The organism is Bradyrhizobium sp. Mp27, assembly GCF_029953005.1.
Taxonomy (GTDB): domain Bacteria; phylum Pseudomonadota; class Alphaproteobacteria; order Rhizobiales; family Xanthobacteraceae; genus Bradyrhizobium; species Bradyrhizobium barranii.
The window spans coordinates 72,463-91,771 of record NZ_JASAUS010000017.1 but is presented as its reverse complement, the minus strand read 5'-3'; the positions used below and the strand labels follow the sequence as shown (position 1 = coordinate 91,771).

General features: G+C 63.3%; 15 protein-coding genes and 1 pseudogene. 7 read left to right on the top strand and 9 right to left on the bottom strand.

What is annotated here, in order from left to right; genetic code table 11:
• Positions 1–109 precede the first annotated feature (109 nt).
• Positions 110–811: pseudogene (ppk2, locus tag QJT78_RS12750) on the top strand (polyphosphate kinase 2); the annotation flags it as partial.
• A 55-nt stretch (positions 812–866) separates the two neighbouring features.
• Here ppk2 and QJT78_RS12745 read toward each other — a convergent pair.
• Positions 867–1,301: a hypothetical protein gene (locus QJT78_RS12745; RefSeq protein ID WP_038942245.1), complete on the bottom strand. Its 435-nt coding sequence runs from the start codon at positions 1,299–1,301 to the stop codon at positions 867–869.
• A gap of 66 nt (positions 1,302–1,367) precedes the next feature.
• Positions 1,368–2,987 carry an aspartate 4-decarboxylase gene (gene aspD / locus QJT78_RS12740; RefSeq protein WP_028149184.1) on the bottom strand — a complete coding sequence of 540 codons (1,620 nt, stop codon included), beginning with the start codon at positions 2,985–2,987 and terminating at the stop codon, positions 1,368–1,370.
• Positions 2,988–3,322: 335 nt separating this feature from the next.
• Between aspD and aspT (QJT78_RS12735) the strand changes: the two genes are divergently transcribed.
• Positions 3,323–5,014, top strand: a complete 1,692-nt coding sequence (aspT, locus tag QJT78_RS12735; RefSeq protein WP_038942246.1) for an aspartate-alanine antiporter — start codon at positions 3,323–3,325, stop codon at positions 5,012–5,014.
• Positions 5,015–5,032: 18 nt separating this feature from the next.
• Entirely contained in the window at positions 5,033–6,727 is a 1,695-nt protein-coding gene (aspT, locus tag QJT78_RS12730; RefSeq protein ID WP_038942248.1) for an aspartate-alanine antiporter, read from the top strand.
• A gap of 15 nt (positions 6,728–6,742) precedes the next feature.
• Here aspT (QJT78_RS12730) and QJT78_RS12725 read toward each other — a convergent pair whose 3' ends face one another.
• From QJT78_RS12725 to QJT78_RS12715, 3 genes are all read right to left on the bottom strand, one after another.
• Complete coding sequence (locus tag QJT78_RS12725) at positions 6,743–9,496, bottom strand: decarboxylase (protein WP_028149186.1); 2,754 nt, start codon at positions 9,494–9,496, stop codon at positions 6,743–6,745.
• Between the two features lie 143 nt (positions 9,497–9,639).
• Positions 9,640–11,343, bottom strand: a complete 1,704-nt coding sequence (locus tag QJT78_RS12720) for a SulP family inorganic anion transporter (RefSeq protein WP_028149187.1) — start codon at positions 11,341–11,343, stop codon at positions 9,640–9,642.
• Positions 11,340–12,017 (bottom strand): YoaK family protein, encoded by a 678-nt coding sequence (locus QJT78_RS12715; protein ID WP_028149188.1) that lies wholly within the window; start codon positions 12,015–12,017, stop codon positions 11,340–11,342. Before QJT78_RS12715 ends, QJT78_RS12720 begins: the two co-directional genes overlap by 4 nt.
• 135 nt (positions 12,018–12,152) lie before the next feature.
• Between QJT78_RS12715 and QJT78_RS12710 the strand changes: the two genes are divergently transcribed.
• Genes QJT78_RS12710 through QJT78_RS12700 form a run of 3 tightly spaced genes read left to right on the top strand, consistent with a single transcriptional unit; the run spans position 12,153 to position 15,341 of the window.
• Entirely contained in the window at positions 12,153–13,835 is a 1,683-nt protein-coding gene (locus QJT78_RS12710) for a transporter (protein WP_212490867.1), read from the top strand.
• Positions 13,836–13,846: 11 nt separating this feature from the next.
• The gene (locus QJT78_RS12705) at positions 13,847–14,734 is read left to right on the top strand and encodes a dienelactone hydrolase family protein (protein ID WP_028149190.1); all 888 of its coding nucleotides are present in this window, start codon (positions 13,847–13,849) and stop codon (positions 14,732–14,734) included.
• Between the two features lie 22 nt (positions 14,735–14,756).
• On the top strand, positions 14,757–15,341 hold the full coding sequence (locus QJT78_RS12700) for an invasion associated locus B family protein (protein ID WP_028149191.1): 585 nt from the start codon (positions 14,757–14,759) through the stop codon (positions 15,339–15,341).
• A gap of 14 nt (positions 15,342–15,355) precedes the next feature.
• On the opposite strand, the gene QJT78_RS12695 is transcribed toward QJT78_RS12700, so the two are convergent.
• The gene (locus QJT78_RS12695; protein WP_038942251.1) at positions 15,356–15,724 is read right to left on the bottom strand and encodes a response regulator; all 369 of its coding nucleotides are present in this window, start codon (positions 15,722–15,724) and stop codon (positions 15,356–15,358) included.
• 188 nt (positions 15,725–15,912) lie between these two features.
• Positions 15,913–16,536 carry a response regulator gene (locus tag QJT78_RS12690; protein WP_028149193.1) on the bottom strand — a complete coding sequence of 208 codons (624 nt, stop codon included), beginning with the start codon at positions 16,534–16,536 and terminating at the stop codon, positions 15,913–15,915.
• A gap of 223 nt (positions 16,537–16,759) precedes the next feature.
• On the opposite strand from QJT78_RS12690, the gene QJT78_RS12685 reads away from it, so the two are divergent.
• On the top strand, positions 16,760–17,443 hold the full coding sequence (locus QJT78_RS12685; protein WP_028149194.1) for a helix-turn-helix domain-containing protein: 684 nt from the start codon (positions 16,760–16,762) through the stop codon (positions 17,441–17,443).
• A 195-nt stretch (positions 17,444–17,638) separates the two neighbouring features.
• Here the strand turns inward: QJT78_RS12685 and QJT78_RS12680 are convergent, their stop codons facing one another.
• Entirely contained in the window at positions 17,639–18,082 is a 444-nt protein-coding gene (locus QJT78_RS12680) for a potassium channel family protein (RefSeq protein WP_028149195.1), read from the bottom strand.
• Between the two features lie 40 nt (positions 18,083–18,122).
• Complete coding sequence (locus QJT78_RS12675; RefSeq protein ID WP_281460244.1) at positions 18,123–19,235, bottom strand: acetate kinase; 1,113 nt, start codon at positions 19,233–19,235, stop codon at positions 18,123–18,125.
• Positions 19,236–19,309 lie beyond the last annotated feature (74 nt).

Below are 19,309 nucleotides of genomic sequence, written 5' to 3'. Positions count from 1 at the left end.
GCTGGGAGAGCCATACGGCTGATCCCGAAGAGAAGCACGGCCCCGCGAGCGGTACCGAACCCAAGGAGGCGCCCAATCAAGCCCTTGACTAAATCCGGCCGAATAGAGAAGAGCCCAGAAACTGAAGGTGATCATCATCTTCGAGGGGCGCGACGCGGCCGGCAAGGGCGGGACCATCAAGGCGCTGACCGAAAAGGTGAGCCCGCGCGTGTTCCGTGTCTGCGCCCTGCCCGCGCCCTCCGACCGGCAGAAATCCCAGCTGTTCCTGCAGCGCTATATCGAGCAATTCCCGGCCGGCGGTGAGATCGTGATTTTCGACCGCAGCTGGTACAACCGCGCCGGCGTTGAATACGTCATGGGCTTCTGCTCGCCGACCGAACACAAGCGCTTCCTGGAATTGTGTCCGCTGGTCGAGAAATTCGCCGTGGACGCCGGCATCGTCCTGATCAAGCTCTGGCTCGAGGTCGGGATGGAGGAGCAGGAGCTCCGCTTCAAGGCGCGTATCGAGGATCCGCTGCGGCAGTGGAAGCTGAGCCCGATGGACACCGAGTCGTTCGGGCGCTGGTACGATTACTCGCGCGCGCGTGACATGATGTTCGAGGCGACCGACACGAAGCATGCACCGTGGCGACTGATCCGCTCCGACGACAAGCGGCGAGCGCGGCTCAACGTCATCTCGCACATCCTGAGAACGATCCCTTACAAGAAGGTCAAGCGGGAGAAGGTCAAGCTGCCGCCGCGGTCCCACAAGGGACGTTACAACGACCAGGCGAGCCTGCGCGGCCTGAAGTTCGTCGAGGAACGCTACTGAAACGCGAAACGGGCTGCGATGACGCAGCCCGTTTGGCTTGAGCGCCCTCCCGGGCCTATTTCAGCCGGATCGTGACGCCGCCGACCGCGGCAGACACCTCCGCGCCAATCTTCGGGCCGCTGAGCTGAAGGATCACACCATTGCCGTTCTGCAACTGCACGGCTCCGGCCCCCGCGGCGACGGCGCCGCCGGCTCCGCCCACCGCGTAAGAGCCTTCGATCGACTGCGGCCCCCTCAAATTGAGGGCGCGGCCGACAAACTTGGTCGTCGAAGCTCCGATCGTGAAACCGACGCTCATGCCTGACACGGTGAAGGGATATTGTTTGCCCCGCAACACCAAAACACCCTCGCCGCCGCCGACGCCGACGATGAAGCCGCCCTTGGTGAAGACGACGGCAACCTGACCGGTCTCGGCACGCGACGGCGTGCTGAGGCCGGTAGCGGCCGCAAACGAGACGATCAAGGCGGCGCCGATGGCAGATTTCCTCATGACGTTCATTCTCCTTTGGCTTGATATCGGAGTGATCCGGATCAACCGGCCCCCCATTGGTTCACGTTACTTTGAGCCGCCCTTGGCCGCCTCGTAGGCGTCCCGATAGCCACGCGCAATGCTGCGAACACCTCGTCCGATATCGTCGTAGACATCGTCCGGAAGGTTTGCCAGCGACACACGCAGCGACCATTCGGGCGCATCGAAACCACCGCCGTTCAGCAGCACGATGCCGTGGGCTTCGGCCAGACGGAACGCGAGGTCGAGCGGGTGAACGTTCTTCTTCAGATAATCCACGGCGTCGTCGCCAATGTTCTTCCGCGCCCAGAACTCGAAATCGATCAGTCCGTAATACGCATCGTAATTGGGATTCGGGTTCAGCTTGTCGGCGAGACCGAGGCCGTCGAGCAGCGACCACAGCCGCTTGTTGACGATTTCCATGCAGGCGGCCTGATAGGCCTTTTTGTCGTCGAGCATCTCCGAAAGGGAGAAGAGGCTCATCATCACCTGCTGCGGCAGCGACAGGCCGGCAGTGTGATTGAGCGCGACATCCCGGCTGTCGGCGACGATGCGGTCGATGAGTTTGAGTTTGCGCGGTTCCAACGTCAGGGGGCCGTAACGCTTGTCGAGCGCCTTCACCGCCGCATTGGGCAGCTTGGCGATCATCTTGTCAAAGATGTTGTCCTCGTGAATGGCGATGGCGCCGAGCCGCCATCCCGTGCAGCCGAAATATTTAGAGTAGGAATAGACCCCGATCGTATTGTGCGGGAGCTCGCCGAGCAACGAGCGGAAACCGTGCACGAAGGTTCCGTAGACGTCGTCGGTCAGAAGCATCAGGTCAGGGCGCTTGGTCTTCACCAGGTTCGTTAGCTTGGCGATCGTCTCCGGGCTCACCCCCATTCCCGACGGATTGGCGGGATTGACGATGAAGAAGGCCTTGATCTTCGGGTCCTCCAGCTTCTTGATTTCCTCGTCCGTGAACTGGAATCGGTTTTCCTGTGGAGCCTTGATCTCGACCATCTTGAGATCGTAGTCCTCAAGGTGCGTCATCTCGATATACGGCGTGAAGATCGGCGTTCCCAGCGCGATGGTGTCACCCGGCAGCAGCAGGCGATTGGCCTTCAGCGATTTGAAGATGTAGCACATCGCGGCAGTGCCGCCCTCGACCGCGTAGATGTCGAACTTGCCCGATGGCCGTGGCTCGCCGCACACGGCCCACATCAAGTATTCGTGCACGATCTTCTCGTTGTGCACCAGCATGCGGTCAGGCACGGGATAATTGTCGCCGATGATGGAATCGACGAGCTCGTGGACGAAGGCATCCGGCTCGAAGCCGAACTTCTTGACGGCAAAGGGCAGCATCTCCGACAGGAAGCTCGCGCCCGGCATGTCGGCGTGCTGGGCGAGCCAGGCCTCGTAGCGTGCAGCAATGCCCTTGGCCTGGGGCATGCCGCCGATCCCGGCGGGGTGGTCCATGACGCGCTTGCTCTCGGTGATCGCGAACTGTCCGAGCAGAAAGAAGCCTTCGCGCGGTGTGGTGGCCACCCAGTTCGGATTGCCGCGGCCGGCGTTCAGGAACGCGGACTGCGTCCGTTTCGACGTCGCCTTGGCGAGATTAATCAACTCGTCCTTGATCTCGAACGGGCTCAGCGCCTCGAATTTCTTCAGCGTCAAGATATCGGCCATAGGACACTCCCGAATGGTGCGATCTGTGGAACGAGGTCGGACAGGCTCCGAGCCTGCGTCGTCGCGTTCAGGATGAGTGGCGGCCGATGGCGACCCTTGATCTAGCTCAAAGGTCTTGTGACTCGCCGCCGTTCCGCAACGCAGCGAGCTGATGTTGTTAGCGATGCTCGCTGCGAACGCCGCAAGGCTCGGCCATTGACATAAATCAACATGTCGGACGGGGGGCCATCGCCTCATGTCGATCGATACGGCTACAGATCTCGTTATCGGGATCTTCGCATCCGACGTGGCGCGGAGCGAGTTGGGCGCGTGCCGATGCATGTAGGGGTGACATCATGATCGACTGGTTCTTTCAGACGCTCAAGAGCTATCCGGAAATCGCGATCTTCATATCCCTCGCCCTGGGCTACTATTTCGGCTCCTTCACCTACAAGGGCCTCGGGCTCGGTGCCGTCACCGCGACGCTGATTGCCGCCGTGATCATCGGCCAGATCGGGATCACGGTGACGGGTCCGCTCAAGCCGTTCTTCTTCCTGATGTTCCTGTTTGCCATCGGCTACGGCGTCGGGCCGCAATTCGTGCGCGGCATCGCGCAGGACGGCGTCCCGCAGGCGATCTTCGCAGCCGTTGTGTGCGTGTTCTGCCTGATCGCAGCGTATGTTGGAGCAAAGCTTGCAGGCTACGATGTCGGTTCAGCCGCCGGACTTTACGCCGGCTCGCAGACGATCTCGGCATCCATGGGCCTTGCGACCGATGCCGTCAACCGGCTCGGCCTGTCACCGGAAGAGACCAAGAAGATTCTCGACGCCATGCCGGTCGCCTACGCGGTCACCTATATCTTCGGCACGGTCGGATCCGCGATCGTCCTGGCTCTGCTTGGTCCGGCACTGCTCGGTATCGACCTCGAGGCGGCCTGCAAGAAATATGAGGAGGAGCACGGGGGCAAGAAGCAGACGGGCGGTCCGGGAACGGCCTGGCACCAGTTCGATGTGCGCGCTTTTCGTGTCAATGAGCGGGGTCCGGTGGTTGGAAAGACCGTGCAGCAGGCAGAAGCATTGCTACCCGACCATCGGGTGTTCGTCCTGCGGATCAGGCAGGACGGCAAGATCACGGATGCCACCGCCGATGCCGTCATTCACGCAGGCGCCGTCGTCGCTGTGGCCGGCCGACGCGACGTTCTCGTCAGTCTGATCGGCGAGCAAGCGGAAGAGGTCGACGATCGCGAGTTGCTGGCGATGCCGATCGAGGGCGTCGATGTCTACGTGACCAGTAAGGACGTCGACGGAAAGACGCTGGAGGAGCTGTCGCGAACGGCAGGCGCTCGCGGCGTGTTCCTCCGCAAGATCACCCGGGGGGCGATCGCCGTTGATATCCCTATCCTGCCGAACACGAAGATCAATCGCGGCGACATCGTCACCATCGTGGGACGCACGCCGGATGTGGCAGCCGCGACAAAGATGCTCGGCCGCCCGGATCGCGCGACCGATGTGGCCGACGTCGCCTTCATCGGAGCCGCAATCGCGATCGGCGCGCTGATCGGCGCCATCGTCTACAAGATCGGCAGCGTGCCGTTGACGCTGTCCACGTCAGGTGGCGCCTTGATCTCAGGCCTGTTCTTCGGCTGGCTCCGCTCCGTGCACCCGACCTTCGGCCGGATTCCTTCGCCGACCGTCTGGTTCATGAACTCGGTCGGCCTGAACGTCTTCATTGCGATCGTCGGCATCTCGTCGGGACCGGGCTTCGTGGCCGGCCTCAAGGCGCAGGGCATCGGCCTGTTCCTCTGGGGCGTCGGCGTGACGACCGTGCCGCTGATCCTCGCAATGTATGTCGGAAAATACGTATTCCGCTTCCATGACGCCATCGTGCTCGGATGCTGCTCCGGCGCGCGCACCACCACTGCTTCGCTCGGCATGATCAACGACCGCGCCAAGAGCCAGATTCCGGGTCTTGGCTATACCGTCACCTACGCGGTCGGAAACACACTGCTGACGATCTGGGGCATGGTGCTCGTTATGCTGATGACGTAGAGATCGGGCCGCCCAGAGATGCTGACTTGGCTGGAGCAGTTTCTCGTCCGTTATCCCGAGCTCGCGCTCTTCCTCGTGATCGCCGCGGGTTACTGGATCGGAAGCTTCAAGATCGGTACGTTCAGCCTGGGCCCGGTCACGGGCGCGCTGTTCGCCGGATTGGCGGTCGGGGATTTCGCGCACGTCCCCGTTTCCAGCATGACCAAGTCGTTCCTCTTCCTGCTGTTCCTGTTTGGGGTCGGCTATCTGGTCGGGCCGCAATTCGCACAATCGATGAAGCGCGACGGGCTGAAGCCGATGCTACTCGCCATCGTCGTATGCTTGACGGGACTTGCGACCTCCATTGCCGTTGCGAAGGTTTTGCGACTCGATCCCGGCTACGCGTCGGGCCTTATGTCGGGCGCACTTAGCCAGAGCGCGGCAATGGGAACAGCTACCGACGCAATCAACGGACTGGCCATCCCCGAGGCGCAGCGCGCGCTTTTCGTTTCGCATATCGCGGTGGCGGACGCAGTCTGCTACATCTTCGGCTATGCAGGCGTCATCCTCTTCGTCACTCAGATTGCACCCGCCCTCCTGAAAATCGATCTGCCAGCGGAGGCGCTCAAGCTCGAGCAGGCATTGGGCGTCACGCGCACCAAGCCCGGCCTGGCGTCTGCCTGGCGCAAATTCGAGTTGCGCGCCTATCGACTGGACGAACGCTCCGCCCTCGTCGGGGTGACGGTCGCAGCCGCGGAAGCCCGCATTCCGGATTACCGGCTGTTCATTCACCGGATCCGCCGCGGAGAACACCTTCTCGAAGCGGATCCCAGCACGGTTCTGGCGGCCGGCGACCTTGTTGCCCTCTCCGCACCGCGGCAGGTCATCGTCGAATGGATCGGCCCTCGCGCCGAAGAAGTAGAGGACAGGGAACTCCTCGACATTCCCCTGATTACCGCGGATGTCATCCTGATCAATCCGAAACTCGCGGGCGTGACGCTGGAAGCCGCGGCACGAGAGAGTTGGGCGCGGGCCCTCTATCTGCGCTCGCTGAGACGGGGCGATCAGGAGATTCCGGTTGGAACCGACGTCGTCCTGCAGCGGGGCGACCTGCTCCGCATCGTTGGACCTGAACCGGTCGTGCAGAGCGCAGCCAAAAGCATCGGTGTCATCGTTGCACCCAGCACCAGCATCGACTTCATCGTGCTGGGGCTCGCGATCTTTCTCGGCGGCCTCGTTGGCACTCTCCTGAGCTTCTCCGTTGGCGGCATCAATATCTCGCTCAGCACGAGCGTTGGCACGTTACTCGCCGGGCTTCTGGTCGGCTACCTCCGCACAATTTATCCGTTGTTCGGACAGATTCCGGATGGTGCCATCAGCCTCATGACTTCGCTTGGACTGGCAGCTTTCGTCGGACTCACCGGCATCCATGCAGGACCAATATTCCTGTCGGCCCTGCGCGAAACCGGCCTCAGCCTCCTGCTGGGAGGAATGGCCGTTACCCTGCTGCCGCAAATCGTCGGATTCTGCTTCGGCCATTTCGTGTTGCGGATGAACCCGATCCTCCTGCTCGGCAGTTTGACGGGGGCTCAGACGGTGACGGCTGCGATGGCTGCACTCCAGGAACGCGCCGGCAGCCCTGTCCCGGTGCTGGGCTATACACCGGCCTACCCGGTCGCCAACATCCTGTTGACGACCTGGGGCTCGGTCATGGTGGTCGTCTTCGCCACCTAAATATTCTGCCCCGTACTATGAAGCGGCCTTCAGCTTCGGCTGCGCGCCGGGCTTGGGCTTGCCGATCTTCGCCAACGCTTCGGCGCGTACGAGCTTGAGGCCTTCCTTGGCGTCGTAGCCATGGATCTCCTTCACATCGAGCTTGCGCATGAACTCGATGGTCTCCTGGGTGATCACCTGACCCGGCACCATGATCGGGAAGCCCGGCGGATAGGGAATCACGAAACTGGCGGAGACGAGGTCGGGGCCGGCTTTCAGGCGGCGGTCGATCTCGGGATCGGCGAGCCTGATAAATTCGCATCCCGCCGCGTCGTAGGCCGCGTAGAATCCGCTGCGGATATCACCCTCATTGGTCTTGCTGCCGGCATCGCCACGGAAGCTCTGGTGGAAGTGCGAGAAGTTCGGCAGATCAGGCACGTCAGTCATCAGGCTCTTCACCCGCGCCTCGAAGGTCTTCTTCGCATTGGCACCGCCTTGGGCGAGGCCGCGATCCACCTCGCCCGCGATCTCGGCCAAAACCCTGATAAGATGCGCGATGTCGCTGCGGGTGTTGTTGATGTTGGACTGGAGCAGCACCGAATTGCGCGAGGTCTTGTTGACCTGGATGTTGTAGTCGTTCGCCAGGATGCCCTTGAACTGGGTGCCGTCGAAACCCGCGGTGCCGCACACCAGTGTCATGCGGGTCGGATCGAGACAGAACTCATCCTCGTCCAGGCTCTTCAGAGCGCTCGCCCAATTCGCGCCGGCCGCCAGATAATCGGTGAAGCCGCTCTGGCGATATTGCGCCGGCACCATGGCGTCGGCGCCGAGGATGCGGAAATATTTCGAGAGCAGCGGATTGGTGTTGACGGCGTGACGGATCGCCAGCGCGATCTCGATCGCATTGGCCACCAGACCATACCCTTCCAGCTCCATCTGGCGCCGCGAGACGTCGAGGCTCGCGATCAACTGCTGGTTCGGACTCGTGGAGGCATGGGTAAAGACGGCCTCCTTGAACTGCTGCTCGACCGTGTGGAATTCGACGTCCTTGACCGAGAGCATCGAGCCCTGACGGATCGCCGACATCGACTTGTGGGTCGAATTGGTCTGATAGACGCGCAAGCGGATCTGGCGCGGATCGGGGATCAGCCGGGTCTTGAGCAGCACCTCGTTCGAGGGATTCTTGCCGAGCGTGGCTTGTTGGGCTTCGTAAGCTGCGACCGATCTCGGATCGCGCATCCAGGCCTCGATCTCGTTGGCGGCCCCCATCGCGGTGCGCCGCCGCAGGAACGGCGAGAAGCGCGCAAAGCCGAACCAGGCCTCGTCCCACAGGAAGATCAGGTCGGGCTTGATGGCGAGGCATTCCTCCATGACCCGGCGGGTGTTGTAGATGTGGCCGTCGAAGGTGCAGTTGGTCAGGTCCAGCAGCTTGACGCGATCGAGCCGACCATCGGCCTTGGCGTTCAGCAAGGCCTGCTTGATGGTCTTCAGTGGCACGGCGCCGTACATCGAATATTCCGTCATCGGGAAGGCTTCGACATAGAGCGGCTGCGCGCCGGCCAGCACCATGCCGTAATGATGCGACTTGTGACAATTGCGATCGACGATCGCGATGTCACCCGGCGCGAGCAGCGCCTGCACCGCCATCTTGTTCGAGGTCGACGTGCCGTTGGTGACGAAGAAGACGCGATCGGCGCCAAGCGCGCGCGCTGCCTTGTCCTGCGCCTTCTTGATGTTGCCGGTCGGCTCCAGCAGGCTGTCCAGGCCGCCGGTGGTCGCGCTGCTTTCGGCCAGGAACAGGTTCAAGCCGTAGAACTCGCCCATGTCGCGGATCCAGTCCGACTTGAAGACCGATTTGCCGCGCGCGATCGGCAGCGCATGGAACGTTCCGATCGGACGCTGTGCATATTTCTTCAGATTGTCGAAGAACGGCGTGTCGTAGCGATCCTGCACCCCTTCAAGGATCGAGAGATGCAGCTCGAGCAGCTCCTCGACCGAATAGAAGATGCGGCGGACGACATCGGCCTCGGGATTTCCGGCCAACGCTTCCACGTCGCGATTGGACATCAAATAGAGGTCGAGCTCGGGACGGACCCGCTTGATGACATGGGCAAGCCGCAGCGCCGAAGCATCGGACTCGTCGTTCAATCCGGCCGCCGAGGTCATCGTGCGGAGCACGGGTGCGTCATGGCGTGAGCGCAGCGCAAAGCCCTCGTTGATCACGACGGCTGCGAGGTTGGGGTTCAGGATGGCGGCACAGAAGGCATCTTCGAGGCTGCCGACGATCACCGGCTCATACACGAATGAATCGACCGGCCGCCGCAGCTTGCGCCATTCGTTGGCGAGCGCGGGCCAATTGCCGGACGAGAGACCGGTGACGATCAGCGTCTCGAAATAGGGACGGCGCGCACCATGCTGCCCGGACATTTGCGGCACCAGATCGGGCGTGTCACCGTTGCCCTCGTCATTTGCGCTGCCGTCACCGGCATGTTGGCGAAACGACCTTGTCGTCAAGGCCTGCATCATCCGCGTCGCAAGGGCGAGCGAGCCCGGCGCATCGCCGGTCGCGGCCGCGTCCCGCAGGGTCGCCATAAGGTGAAGGCCGGGATAGCCGTGAAACTCTTCCGTTACGGAGAGATCGGCCAGCGCAGCGTCATATTTCGCGCGATCTCCGCCACGCGCCCACGCCTTTGCCGCCTCCACCAGATCGCGCCAGTTGTCCGCCCGGCCGCCGCGCCCGGAGAAGAACTGATCGATGCGCTTTTGCGCGGGCTTGGCTTCTTTGGACATACGGCTCTCCCGATCCCATAAGCGAAGGTGATGCGGGATCGTGAGTGCGGGGCCGGTCGCTCCATTGATCCAAGTCAACGGTCGCGCGCATTCTGATCGGGCGGACGGACAGGACGATGCCCTCGGCATCGCAATAAGGGGCGTCAGACCGTTCGTTGCGCGGTATTGGCTGGATCGTCGCCCAGGACGCTGTCGAGCGACCGCAACCACTGGCCGCTGTCGGTTTTCTCCGCCAGCCCTTCGGCGCGCAGCAGGTCGCGCAGCTGCGCATGCGCGCCGACGATGCAAAAGATGACTTCGCGGGAGGCGAGTTCGTCGTAGAGCTCGTGCAGCATGCGCGCGCCGGCGAGATCGATATAAGGCGAGGCCGAAAGGTCGCAGGCCACCAGCCGAATGCCTGGCGACCTCCGTAGCGCGATCAGGACCGTCTCCAGGATCGTCTCGGCATTGATGTAGAGCAGCGATGCTTCGGGGCGGAATGCGATGATTCCGGCCAGCGGCTCGACGTCCTCGTGCCTGGCGCTGTCGGAATAGCGGCCGCTGCCGGGCAATCGGCCAAGGAACGCGACATTCGGCCGCGAGGCGCGCGCCAGCAGCAGGAAGATCGACGCAATCGCTGCCAGCAGGACGCCCTGGAGAATGCCGAGCAGCAGCACCGATACCAAGGCAATCGCCGCCGCGTAGAAGTCGATCCGGCTGATCCGCCACATCCGCAGCAGCGCACGCACATCCACGAGCTTATAGACCGCGGCAAAGACGATGGCTGCGAGCACCGCCTTGGGCAGGTTGGTCAAGAGACCGGTAAAGAACAGAAGGCACAGCCCGAGCGTCACGGAGCAAATCACCAGCGCCAGCGGCGTCCGTGCACCGGCGCTGTCGTTGACGGCCGATTGCGACAGGCCGCCTGCGACGGGATAGCCATGGCCAAAGGCGGCCGCGAGGTTCGCGGCACCCAGTCCCAAAAATTCCTGCCGGACGTCGAGCGGGTAGCCGTGCTTGGCGGCAAAGCTGCGGGCCGCCGAGACGCCTTCGATATAGGCCAGCAGCACGCAGCCGGCGGCAAGCGGAAACAGATCGTCGAATTCCAGCAAGCCGAAGGTCGGCATCGCCAGAGCCGGCAACCCCTCGGGTATCTTCCCGGTGACGGGCACACCGAGAGACGGGAGACCCAGCACCGTCGCCACGACGATCGCGAGTGCGACGATGGTGATGCCGACCGGTTTTCCCGGCAGCAGCCGCTCGCCGAGCAAGAGCAGCAGTAGCGCGACCGCGCCGACCGCGAGCACAAGCGGATCGATGGTACCGAGCTGCCCAGCGAGCTTGATGGCGCGGTCGAAGAAATTGTGGCCGCCGCCAGCAACGCCGAGCAGGCTCGGCAACTGGCTCATGATGATGGTGAGCCCTGCCCCCGCCTTGAAGCCGACCAATATGCTGTCGCTGACGAGGCGCACGAGCACGCTCAGCTTGAACAGCCAGGCGATGAAGCACAACACCGCCACGGCAAACGCCGCAAGGCTTGCGATCTGCGCATAGCGCACCGCGTCCCCACCGGCGAGCGCGCCGACGGTCGCGGCGATCATCAGGGAGATCGCGGAGGTCGGGCCGATCGCAAGCTGGCGCGACGAGCCGAGCAGCGCATAACCGATGCCGCCGAGCATGTAGCCGTAGACCCCGATCTGCGGCGGCAGGCCGGCGAGCGCGGCATAAGCGAGCGAGACCGGGATCGCATAGGCCGCGAGCGTGATGCCAGCGACGGCATCGGATGGCAGCCATTCACGCCGATAGGCCGCGAGCCAGCCGAACGGTGGGAAGAAACGCATCCAGCTCGCTTCAGGAGGCGAATTCATCCGGTCACCTCACGAGGCGTCGTTTCGCACCGCAGCAGCACGATCAGCAGCACGATCACGGGAACGCCGAGCGCGAGATCCGGGATGCCTTTGGTGGCAAAGGCCCCGACAGCAGCGCCAAGGCCGAACACCGCGCACAGGCCGACGAAGATGCCCGAACGGCGCAGCGTTCCCGGCGGCGCGCCTCCGGACGCAGCCGCAAAAATATTTCCGATCGCCTGGCGCATGTTGCCGGTAATCATCACCGTGCTACAGACACCTTCGACCTTCGTGAAGATCGCGGTCTGCATCGCGGCAACGAGCGAAATGCCGAGCGTGCCGGCGATATCCGGCAGCCGATTGTGCAGAATGCCGATCGCGATCAGGAGCAGAATCTCGATCAGCGTGCAGATCGCGCTGGCCCGTTCGCCGGCAGCGCGGCGCAGCCAGGCGGCGATCACGATGCCAACTGCGAAGGCCAGCATCGGCGGCACGAAGTGAAACGCCTTCGCCCAGTTGCCGGCGGTCGCATAGACCCAGAGAAAGATCAGGTTGGCGGTCTGGGCATTGGCCATCACGCCGTGGATGATCCAGGTATAGGCATCGATATAGCCGCCGGCGAAGGCGAGCAGCAGGACGATCTCGACCGTCTCATCGCGGCGCACCGCATCGGCTACGACATCCAGAGTGCTCATGCTGACAATGCGGGCCGTCGCAGGTTCTGCATGCGCGCATAGGCGGCGCCCTGCCGCCGGCAAGGCTTGATCTGGATCAAGCAATCTCCTTTCCCCGCAAATCAAATCGGCCAAAGCACCGGGGGAATTGCGACCATGGAAACCGTCAGGTGGATCATCTCCACCGCTCCGGAAATCTTCCTGCTGCTGGCCATTGCAATCGGCTCCCTCCTCGGCCGGATCAAGATTCGCGGCTTCTCGATCGGAACGACCGCCTGTGTGCTGATCGTCGCCGTCCTGATCGGGCAACTCGGAAGCTTTGCTTTTCCGCCGATCCTCAGGGCCATCCTGTTCAGCCTCTTCGTGTTCACCATCGGCTACCGCTCCGGCCCGGAATTCTTTGCTTCCTTGAGCTTTCGGACCCTGGCGCAGGTTGTCCTGGTGATCGGAGCCACCGGCCTCGTCATCGTGCTCGTCTTCGCTCATGTCTTCGAGCTCGATACCGGAACTGCGGCGGGGCTGACCGCCGGCGCGCTGACCCAGTCCTCGGTGATCGGCACCGCGTCTGGCGCGCTGGCGCAACTCGGCCTACCAAAGGCGGCGCTGGAGCAGCAGGAGGCCAATATCGCGGCCGGCTATGCCGTGACCTACGTGCTCGGCTACATCCTGACGCTGTTGTTCGTCCCGTTCGTCGCGCCCATCCTGATGCGGGTCGATCTCAAGGCGGAGGCTGCGAAGCTCGAAGCCGAACTGGCCGGCGGCGCACCACCGAAGACCGAAAACCTGTCCTATCGCAAATTCCAGGCGCGCGCCTATCGCGTCTCGACCGGCGCGGGCTCCACGATCGCGGCGATCGAAGCCGAGATCGGCAGCCGCACCGTCGTGGAGCGGATCGTGCGCGCCGGAGCAGACATCAAGCCGCAGCATGACATCAGGCTCGAAGCTGGCGACGATGTCGTGATTGCCGGCCCCACCACGGCAATCGTGGCGGCCAAGCCGCTCCTCGGCGTCGAAATCGACGCCGGCGAACTCCTGCGCAACCTGCCCGGCAACGTGACCGAGGTCCTCGTGGAGAACCGCAGGCTGCACGGCCGTTCGATCCGGGACATCGCCGAGCGGCTCGGCGACGATACGCGCGGCGTGTTCCTGCGCTCTCTGACCCGCATGGGCCGCGAGGTGCCGCTCGGTCCCGACACGCGCGTCTATATCGGCGACGTCATGACGCTGGTCGGCAGCACCGGCAATATCGCGCGGGCGACGACGCAGGTCGGACACGCCCTCAACGCGTCCGACCGGACCGATATTGCTTTCCTCACCGCAGGCCTTGCCGTCGGTCTGTTGGCCGGCCTTGCAAGTTTCAAAGTCGGTGCCGTCGCGCTGACGCTCGGCGGCGGAGGTGGCGCGCTGATCTCCGGCCTCGTCTGCGGCTGGCTGCGGTCGCGAAACCCGACCATGGGCGCGCTGCCACCGGCGGCGCAACAGACGCTGAGCGATCTCGGGCTTGGCGGCTTCATCGCGGCGATCGGGCTCGGCAACGGCCTTGCCGCCTGGACAGCCATTCAGGCGCACGGCCTCCTGCTGGTCGGCATGGGCATCGTCGTCACGTTGATCCCGCTGACGGTCGGGACCCTGTTCGCCCGCTACGTGCTCCGCATGAACCCGGTCGTGACCTGCGGCGCGCTCGCCGGCGCCATGACGGTTGACGCCGCCGTGACAGGCGCGTGCGACGTCGCCGAGAGCAAGACGCCGGTGCTTGGTGTCGCCGTGCCTTACGCGGTCGGCAACGTGTTGCTGACGGTGCTGGGCCCGATCGTCGTTGCCGCTACGTATACGGGTTGAAGGAGATCGCGATGCGCTCGCTTCTGGCTGTAACGCTTCGATCCCTGGCGACCACCCTGCTCGTTCTGGCCTCGCTCTCTGCCCCAACGCGGGCTGAGGACGAAGTCCGGCTCCAGGAGGAGATCTGGGCCTTGCCGCTGCCGTTGCCGATGTTCGCCTATCTGGTGCGCCCGGTCGGCGACGGCCCTTTCCCTCTGGTGATCATGAACCACGGCGTATCTCTCAATCCGACCGATCGAAGCTTCTTCCCGCTGGTGGAATTCCGCGACGCTGCAAAGTGGTTCGCCAAGCGCGGCTATCTCGTGGTCGCGCCGGTCGGCAGCGGCTATGGCGCCGCGGCCATCGACATTCCCGAGCGCGCGCTCTATGGGCCATTCTTTTCCAAGGTTGGAAAGTGCACGAACCCCAACTTCCATGATGCGGGCCTCGCAGTCGCCAAGGTCGATCTCTGGATCATCGACTACATGGCCGCCGAGAAACGGATCATTCCAAAGGACGTGATCGTGGTCGGCCAATCCGCCGGAGGCTGGGCTTCCATCGCCTTGTCCAGCGTGAACCCACCACAGGTGAAGGCCATCATCACCTTCGCCGCCGGCCGCGGCGGACGGGTCGGCGGCAAGCCGAACAACAATTGTGCACCCGACAAGCTGGTCGAGGCGACCGCGGATTTCGGCAGCACGTCGCGGGTGCCGATGCTGTGGATCTACATCGAGAACGACACGTTTTTCGGCCCCGACCTGTCGAAGCGCATGCATGCAGCATTCACGGCGGCTGGCGGCCGCGCCGAATATCATCTGATGCCGCCGTTCGGCGGCGAGGGCCATTTCTTCATCGGCTCGCCGGACGCGATCCCGCTGTGGTCGCCGCTGGTGGCGAAGTTCCTCGACGCGCAGAAATAGAGTTCAGGTTCGGAGGCACACCATGCCAAATCCCCGCAATTGTCTCTCTGGCCTGCTGGTCGTCGCGGTCGCCGGAAGCGCGACATGTGCCGGCATCGCCGCGCCGAAATCCGCGCAGGCCGATAAACCCGCCGAGGTCGCGACGCGCGGCCAGCGCGAGGCAAAGGACATCGTCTACGGAGACTGGCAGAAGCTCTGCTTCAAGGCAGGCGGTGCGCCGACGCTGTGCCGGACCTCAATCACCGGCAAGTTTCCAACCGGCCAGACCGCTGTTCGCGTGGACCTGATCGAGCGCGAAGGCACTCCCTCGGCACGGCTGCAACTCTTCGTGCCCGTCGGCATGTACCTGCAACAGCCGGCGAAGCTGACCGTCGACCAGGGCAGCCCCCTCCGCATCCCCTACAGCTGGTGCCTGACCAACGCCTGCATTGCGGCCGACGTCGCGCCTCCCGCGTTCATCAAGGAGATGATGTCAGGGAAGACACTTGCCCTCGAGGTCGTCGATTCAAACCTGCTGGCATTGACGACCTCGGTGCCGCTGGCGCAGTTCGCGTCCGTCCACAAGGGCGCACCGGCCAGGACGCTGGAGCAATATGTCGACGAATGAGCGGCCATGCTGCGTTACGCAGCCGACGCACGCGCCACCGACTCGATCAGGGACTCCGCCGTGAACGGCTTGACCAGATAGGCAATGCATCCGGAGGCGACCGCGGCGGCGCGGTTCGCCGAGCTGTCATTTCCCGTGATGTAGATCACCGGCGCAGTGACGCCCTCCTCCGCCAGTTGCCGGCGCAGGTCGATGCCGGACCTTCCGTTCAGGTCGATATCGAGAACGATGCAGATCGCTTTGTCGAAGCTGCCGTGATGGAGCAAGGCTCCAGCGGAATCGAAGAGCGTCGCGGCAAAACCATACTCGCGGAGCAGCCTGTTCAAGCTGGTCCGGATGGAGGGATCGTCATCGACGACAAAAACCGAGTCACGCTCCGGCAAGGAAGTGCCCCTTCGAGACGAATGACTGATCACGGCGGCGCTGGCGCCATATTGAATTTGCTTGGTCTACTTGCGTGTCAGGCAAACCGCCGCATCCGCTGCCCTGCATGGCAGCACCGCACCAACGAATTTCATATTGTCTCTTGGGGAAGTCACACGGCGGAAACTGTGCCGTGACGACAAATCAGCTAATCGTCGCTCGTATCGAGCATTCCAAGCCGTTCCGCGATCGAAACGAGCTCCGCGAGCGAACGAACCTGCATCTTCTCCATCACCTGGTGGCGGTGCGCCTTCACGGTGCGCTCGGTGGTTCCGAGCTCATGCGCGATCTGCTTGTTGATCCTGCCGCGGACGATGAGATCGAACACCTGACGCTCGCGATGCGTCAATGCGGCGAGGTGAATGCGGAAGGTCTCGAGCCTGCCGCGATGCGCCTGCGCGGCGTGCTGGCGCACCAGCGCGCGCTCAATCGCAGCGATCAACTGCTCGGAGGATACCGGCTTGGTCAGGAAATCCTCCGCGCCGGCCTTGATAGCCTGCACCGTGGTTGGCGTGTCGGCGTGTCCGGTCAGGAATATGATCGGCAGCGTCGAGCCCGCCGCGACCAAGCGGGTCTGCAAGTCGGGGCCGCTCAGCCCCGGTATCCACACGTCGAGGAGGATGCATCCCGGCTGCGCATCATCAGGCGCCGCATCCAGTAAATCCTGCGCCGATGCGTAGGTCGCAACGTCGTAGCCAGCGAGCTTCAGTCGGCGCGCGATCGCCGTCCGGAAGGAATCGTCGTCGTCCACCACGTGAACAAGGCCGGGCACGCATCACCTCTTGCTGAATTCCGATAGCTTCTCAATCCGCGCAACAACCTCCCAACAGGCGTCCACGCTGTCCCTTGGTACAATGAACCTTGGGACAATGGATGAGAATGCCGCCTTAGTCGTAAATCAACTTCGGCGGGAGTGGGACGGCGCGGCGCATTCCCGGCGGCGAGACTTTTTTCGTCTGACAGACCAATTCGGCGATGAGCTGAGGAGTTGGCCCATGTTCGTTCGCATCACAGCGGATTCGACGCCGCGTCCCAACTCCCTTCGTGACCTCGGCATGACCAGCGATTCAAATACGCTCGTCAGTTTAAGCCAATTTACCTACAAAAAGGGCAGCGAAATCTACGGGGAGAGAGAGCCCGCCGAATATGTCTATCAGGTGACGTCCGGTGCGGTGCGAAGCTACAAGCTGCTGTCGGACGGCCGCAGGCAGATTGGCGCCTTTCACCTCGCCGGCGACATTTTTGGCCTGGAGAACGGCAACGAGCACCGCTTCACCACGGAAGCGATCGTCGACACTACGGTGCGCCTGGTCAGACGGCAAAGCCTCGAAATGGTGGCCGAAAGCGATGCGATGGTGGCCAGAAACCTCCTCAGCATGACCACGAACAACCTCCAGCATGCAGAGGACCACATGCTGTTGCTGGGACGCAAGACCTCGCTGGAGCGGGTCGCAGCGTTCCTGCTCGAGATGGACGGGCGGTTGACGGCGTCCGGCGTCATGGCGCTGCCGATGTCGCGGCGCGATATCGCCGACTACCTCGGCCTGACGCTGGAGACCGTATCCCGCGCGCTGTCACGGCTCCATGAGCTCGGCGCCCTCGGCTTCGTCGGTAACACCCAGCGTCAGATCGTGCTGCTGGATCGGCACCAGCTTGCAAGCCTCGACCTGCAGCCTTGAGCGGGCCGACACCGGCGAATGGCACAAACTGCACATCACACCGGTACCGTCCGATGCTAGCCTCTTCCGATGTGGAACGAGACCGCATTTCGGATCGCAGTCGTTTTGTTCGGGACGCTGCCGGTGGCGTTCACGGCCATGATCCTTTTCCTGGGGTGAGCTCGGCTCTGGCCGAAGCCGCCATCGGTATCAGGATCATTTGAGGCCAGGCGCCTGGGTTACACCGAGGTGCTCGAGAGTCTTGCGCAAGACCTCGAACAGGATGGCGGCCGACCAGCCGAACAGCAGGACGCCATTCATAGCCGTCAACGGGCCGATGAGGCGCCATTCGCGCACCGGCGTGATATCGCCGTAGCCAAGCGTGGTGTAGTTGACGAAGGCGAAATAGAGCGCATCACTGCCCGGTGCGGCGGCCTGAACGACTTCATACATCAGAGCCCACACCAGGACCTCCAACGTATGCGCGACCTGCAACACCACGGCTGTCGCGACCATGACACCCATCAGGTGCACTCTTGGTCTTTTTGTTTGCCGCAAGCCCGCGCCGCGGGCGATCCCGACGGCGACGATGGTCACCAGCGCATGGATTCCGATATTGATCACGCTGACCAGCGTACCGACGAGGAATTGAAGAAGCATCGCGCGCCGCCGATCCTTTTCAGCTTTCCGGGAAGCTGCCTCAACGTGGCGACGGCCCGTTCAGCAAGAGCGCCAACGTGTGCCGCGCGATGGTCAATTCATCGTCGGACGGGAGCACGTAGAGAGGGATACGACTATCGCGGCGCGAGATCAGCCGTGCGTTATGGGCGTTGGCCTTCGCATCCAGTATAGCACCGAGCCAGCTCAGCCTTTCGGCGATGCGCGCGCGGATCGCGGTCGAGCCTTGGCCGATCGCGCCGGTGAAAACAAAGGCGTCAAGCCCCTCCAGCGCGGCCGCGAGCAGGCCGGCGTTGAGGCCGGCGCAGTAGGCGAGGTGCTCGACGGCCTGCTCTGCTCGCAGAAAACGAGCCGCCGCACCGTCGTCACCCGGATTGGTGAGCAGAAATGCGTCGCCGGCATCGATTTCGCCTGCGGAATAGTCCGACGGCGATGCACCGGAGGCATAGAATCCATTCGTGCTTTCGACGCTGCCGCCTTCCTTCAGCGCGCACATCGAGCTGGTGTCGTCGAGGCACGCAACGATCACGCTGCGCGCGGCAATCTCGGGGGCCTCGAGCGTCAGAGCTCGTGCGATCGACTCGTAGCAAAGACCGTGAGCCCCGTAACGCCTTGCGTCACCTGCGCAGAGTTGATGCGCAATAGGATAGCTGCCGTTCTCCACCACCGTACCGAGATGGAACGCAGTATCGAAGCAGGCGACTTGCGGTAGCGCCGGATGATTGGCCTGCATGATACGGATTGGCGCAAGATTATACGGCTGAAGCTGCGGCGCGAGTGCAATCAGCCGTTCCAGACGCGCCATCACGGCGTCATCGATCAGGGCCGGCCGGGCGTCATCCGGTCCTCCGTGAGCGACGCGATGCCCCACGGCCAACGGCTGGATTCCCAATTCGTCCCGCAGCCAGCTATCGACAACCGCGCATGCCGCCGGGATGTCATCGACGTCGTCGTTCTGATAAGTGCGGTGCGCCAACGGATCGCCGTTCGCTCTGCTCGCCCTGAGGCGCGGATGGCGGCCGAGCCCGTCAAGCCGTCCCTTGATGTGCCGTTCCAGCCTCCCCTCGCCTCGTACGGAGAAGAGCTGGAAGTTCACGCCTCCTGCATTCGCATCGATGGCTAGGATCGCATCCATGGCGGTCAGTCGACGGCCGTCATGGCCGGGGACGTTTGCCCGAATGTGCAATCCCGCTGCGACGTTTGATGGCC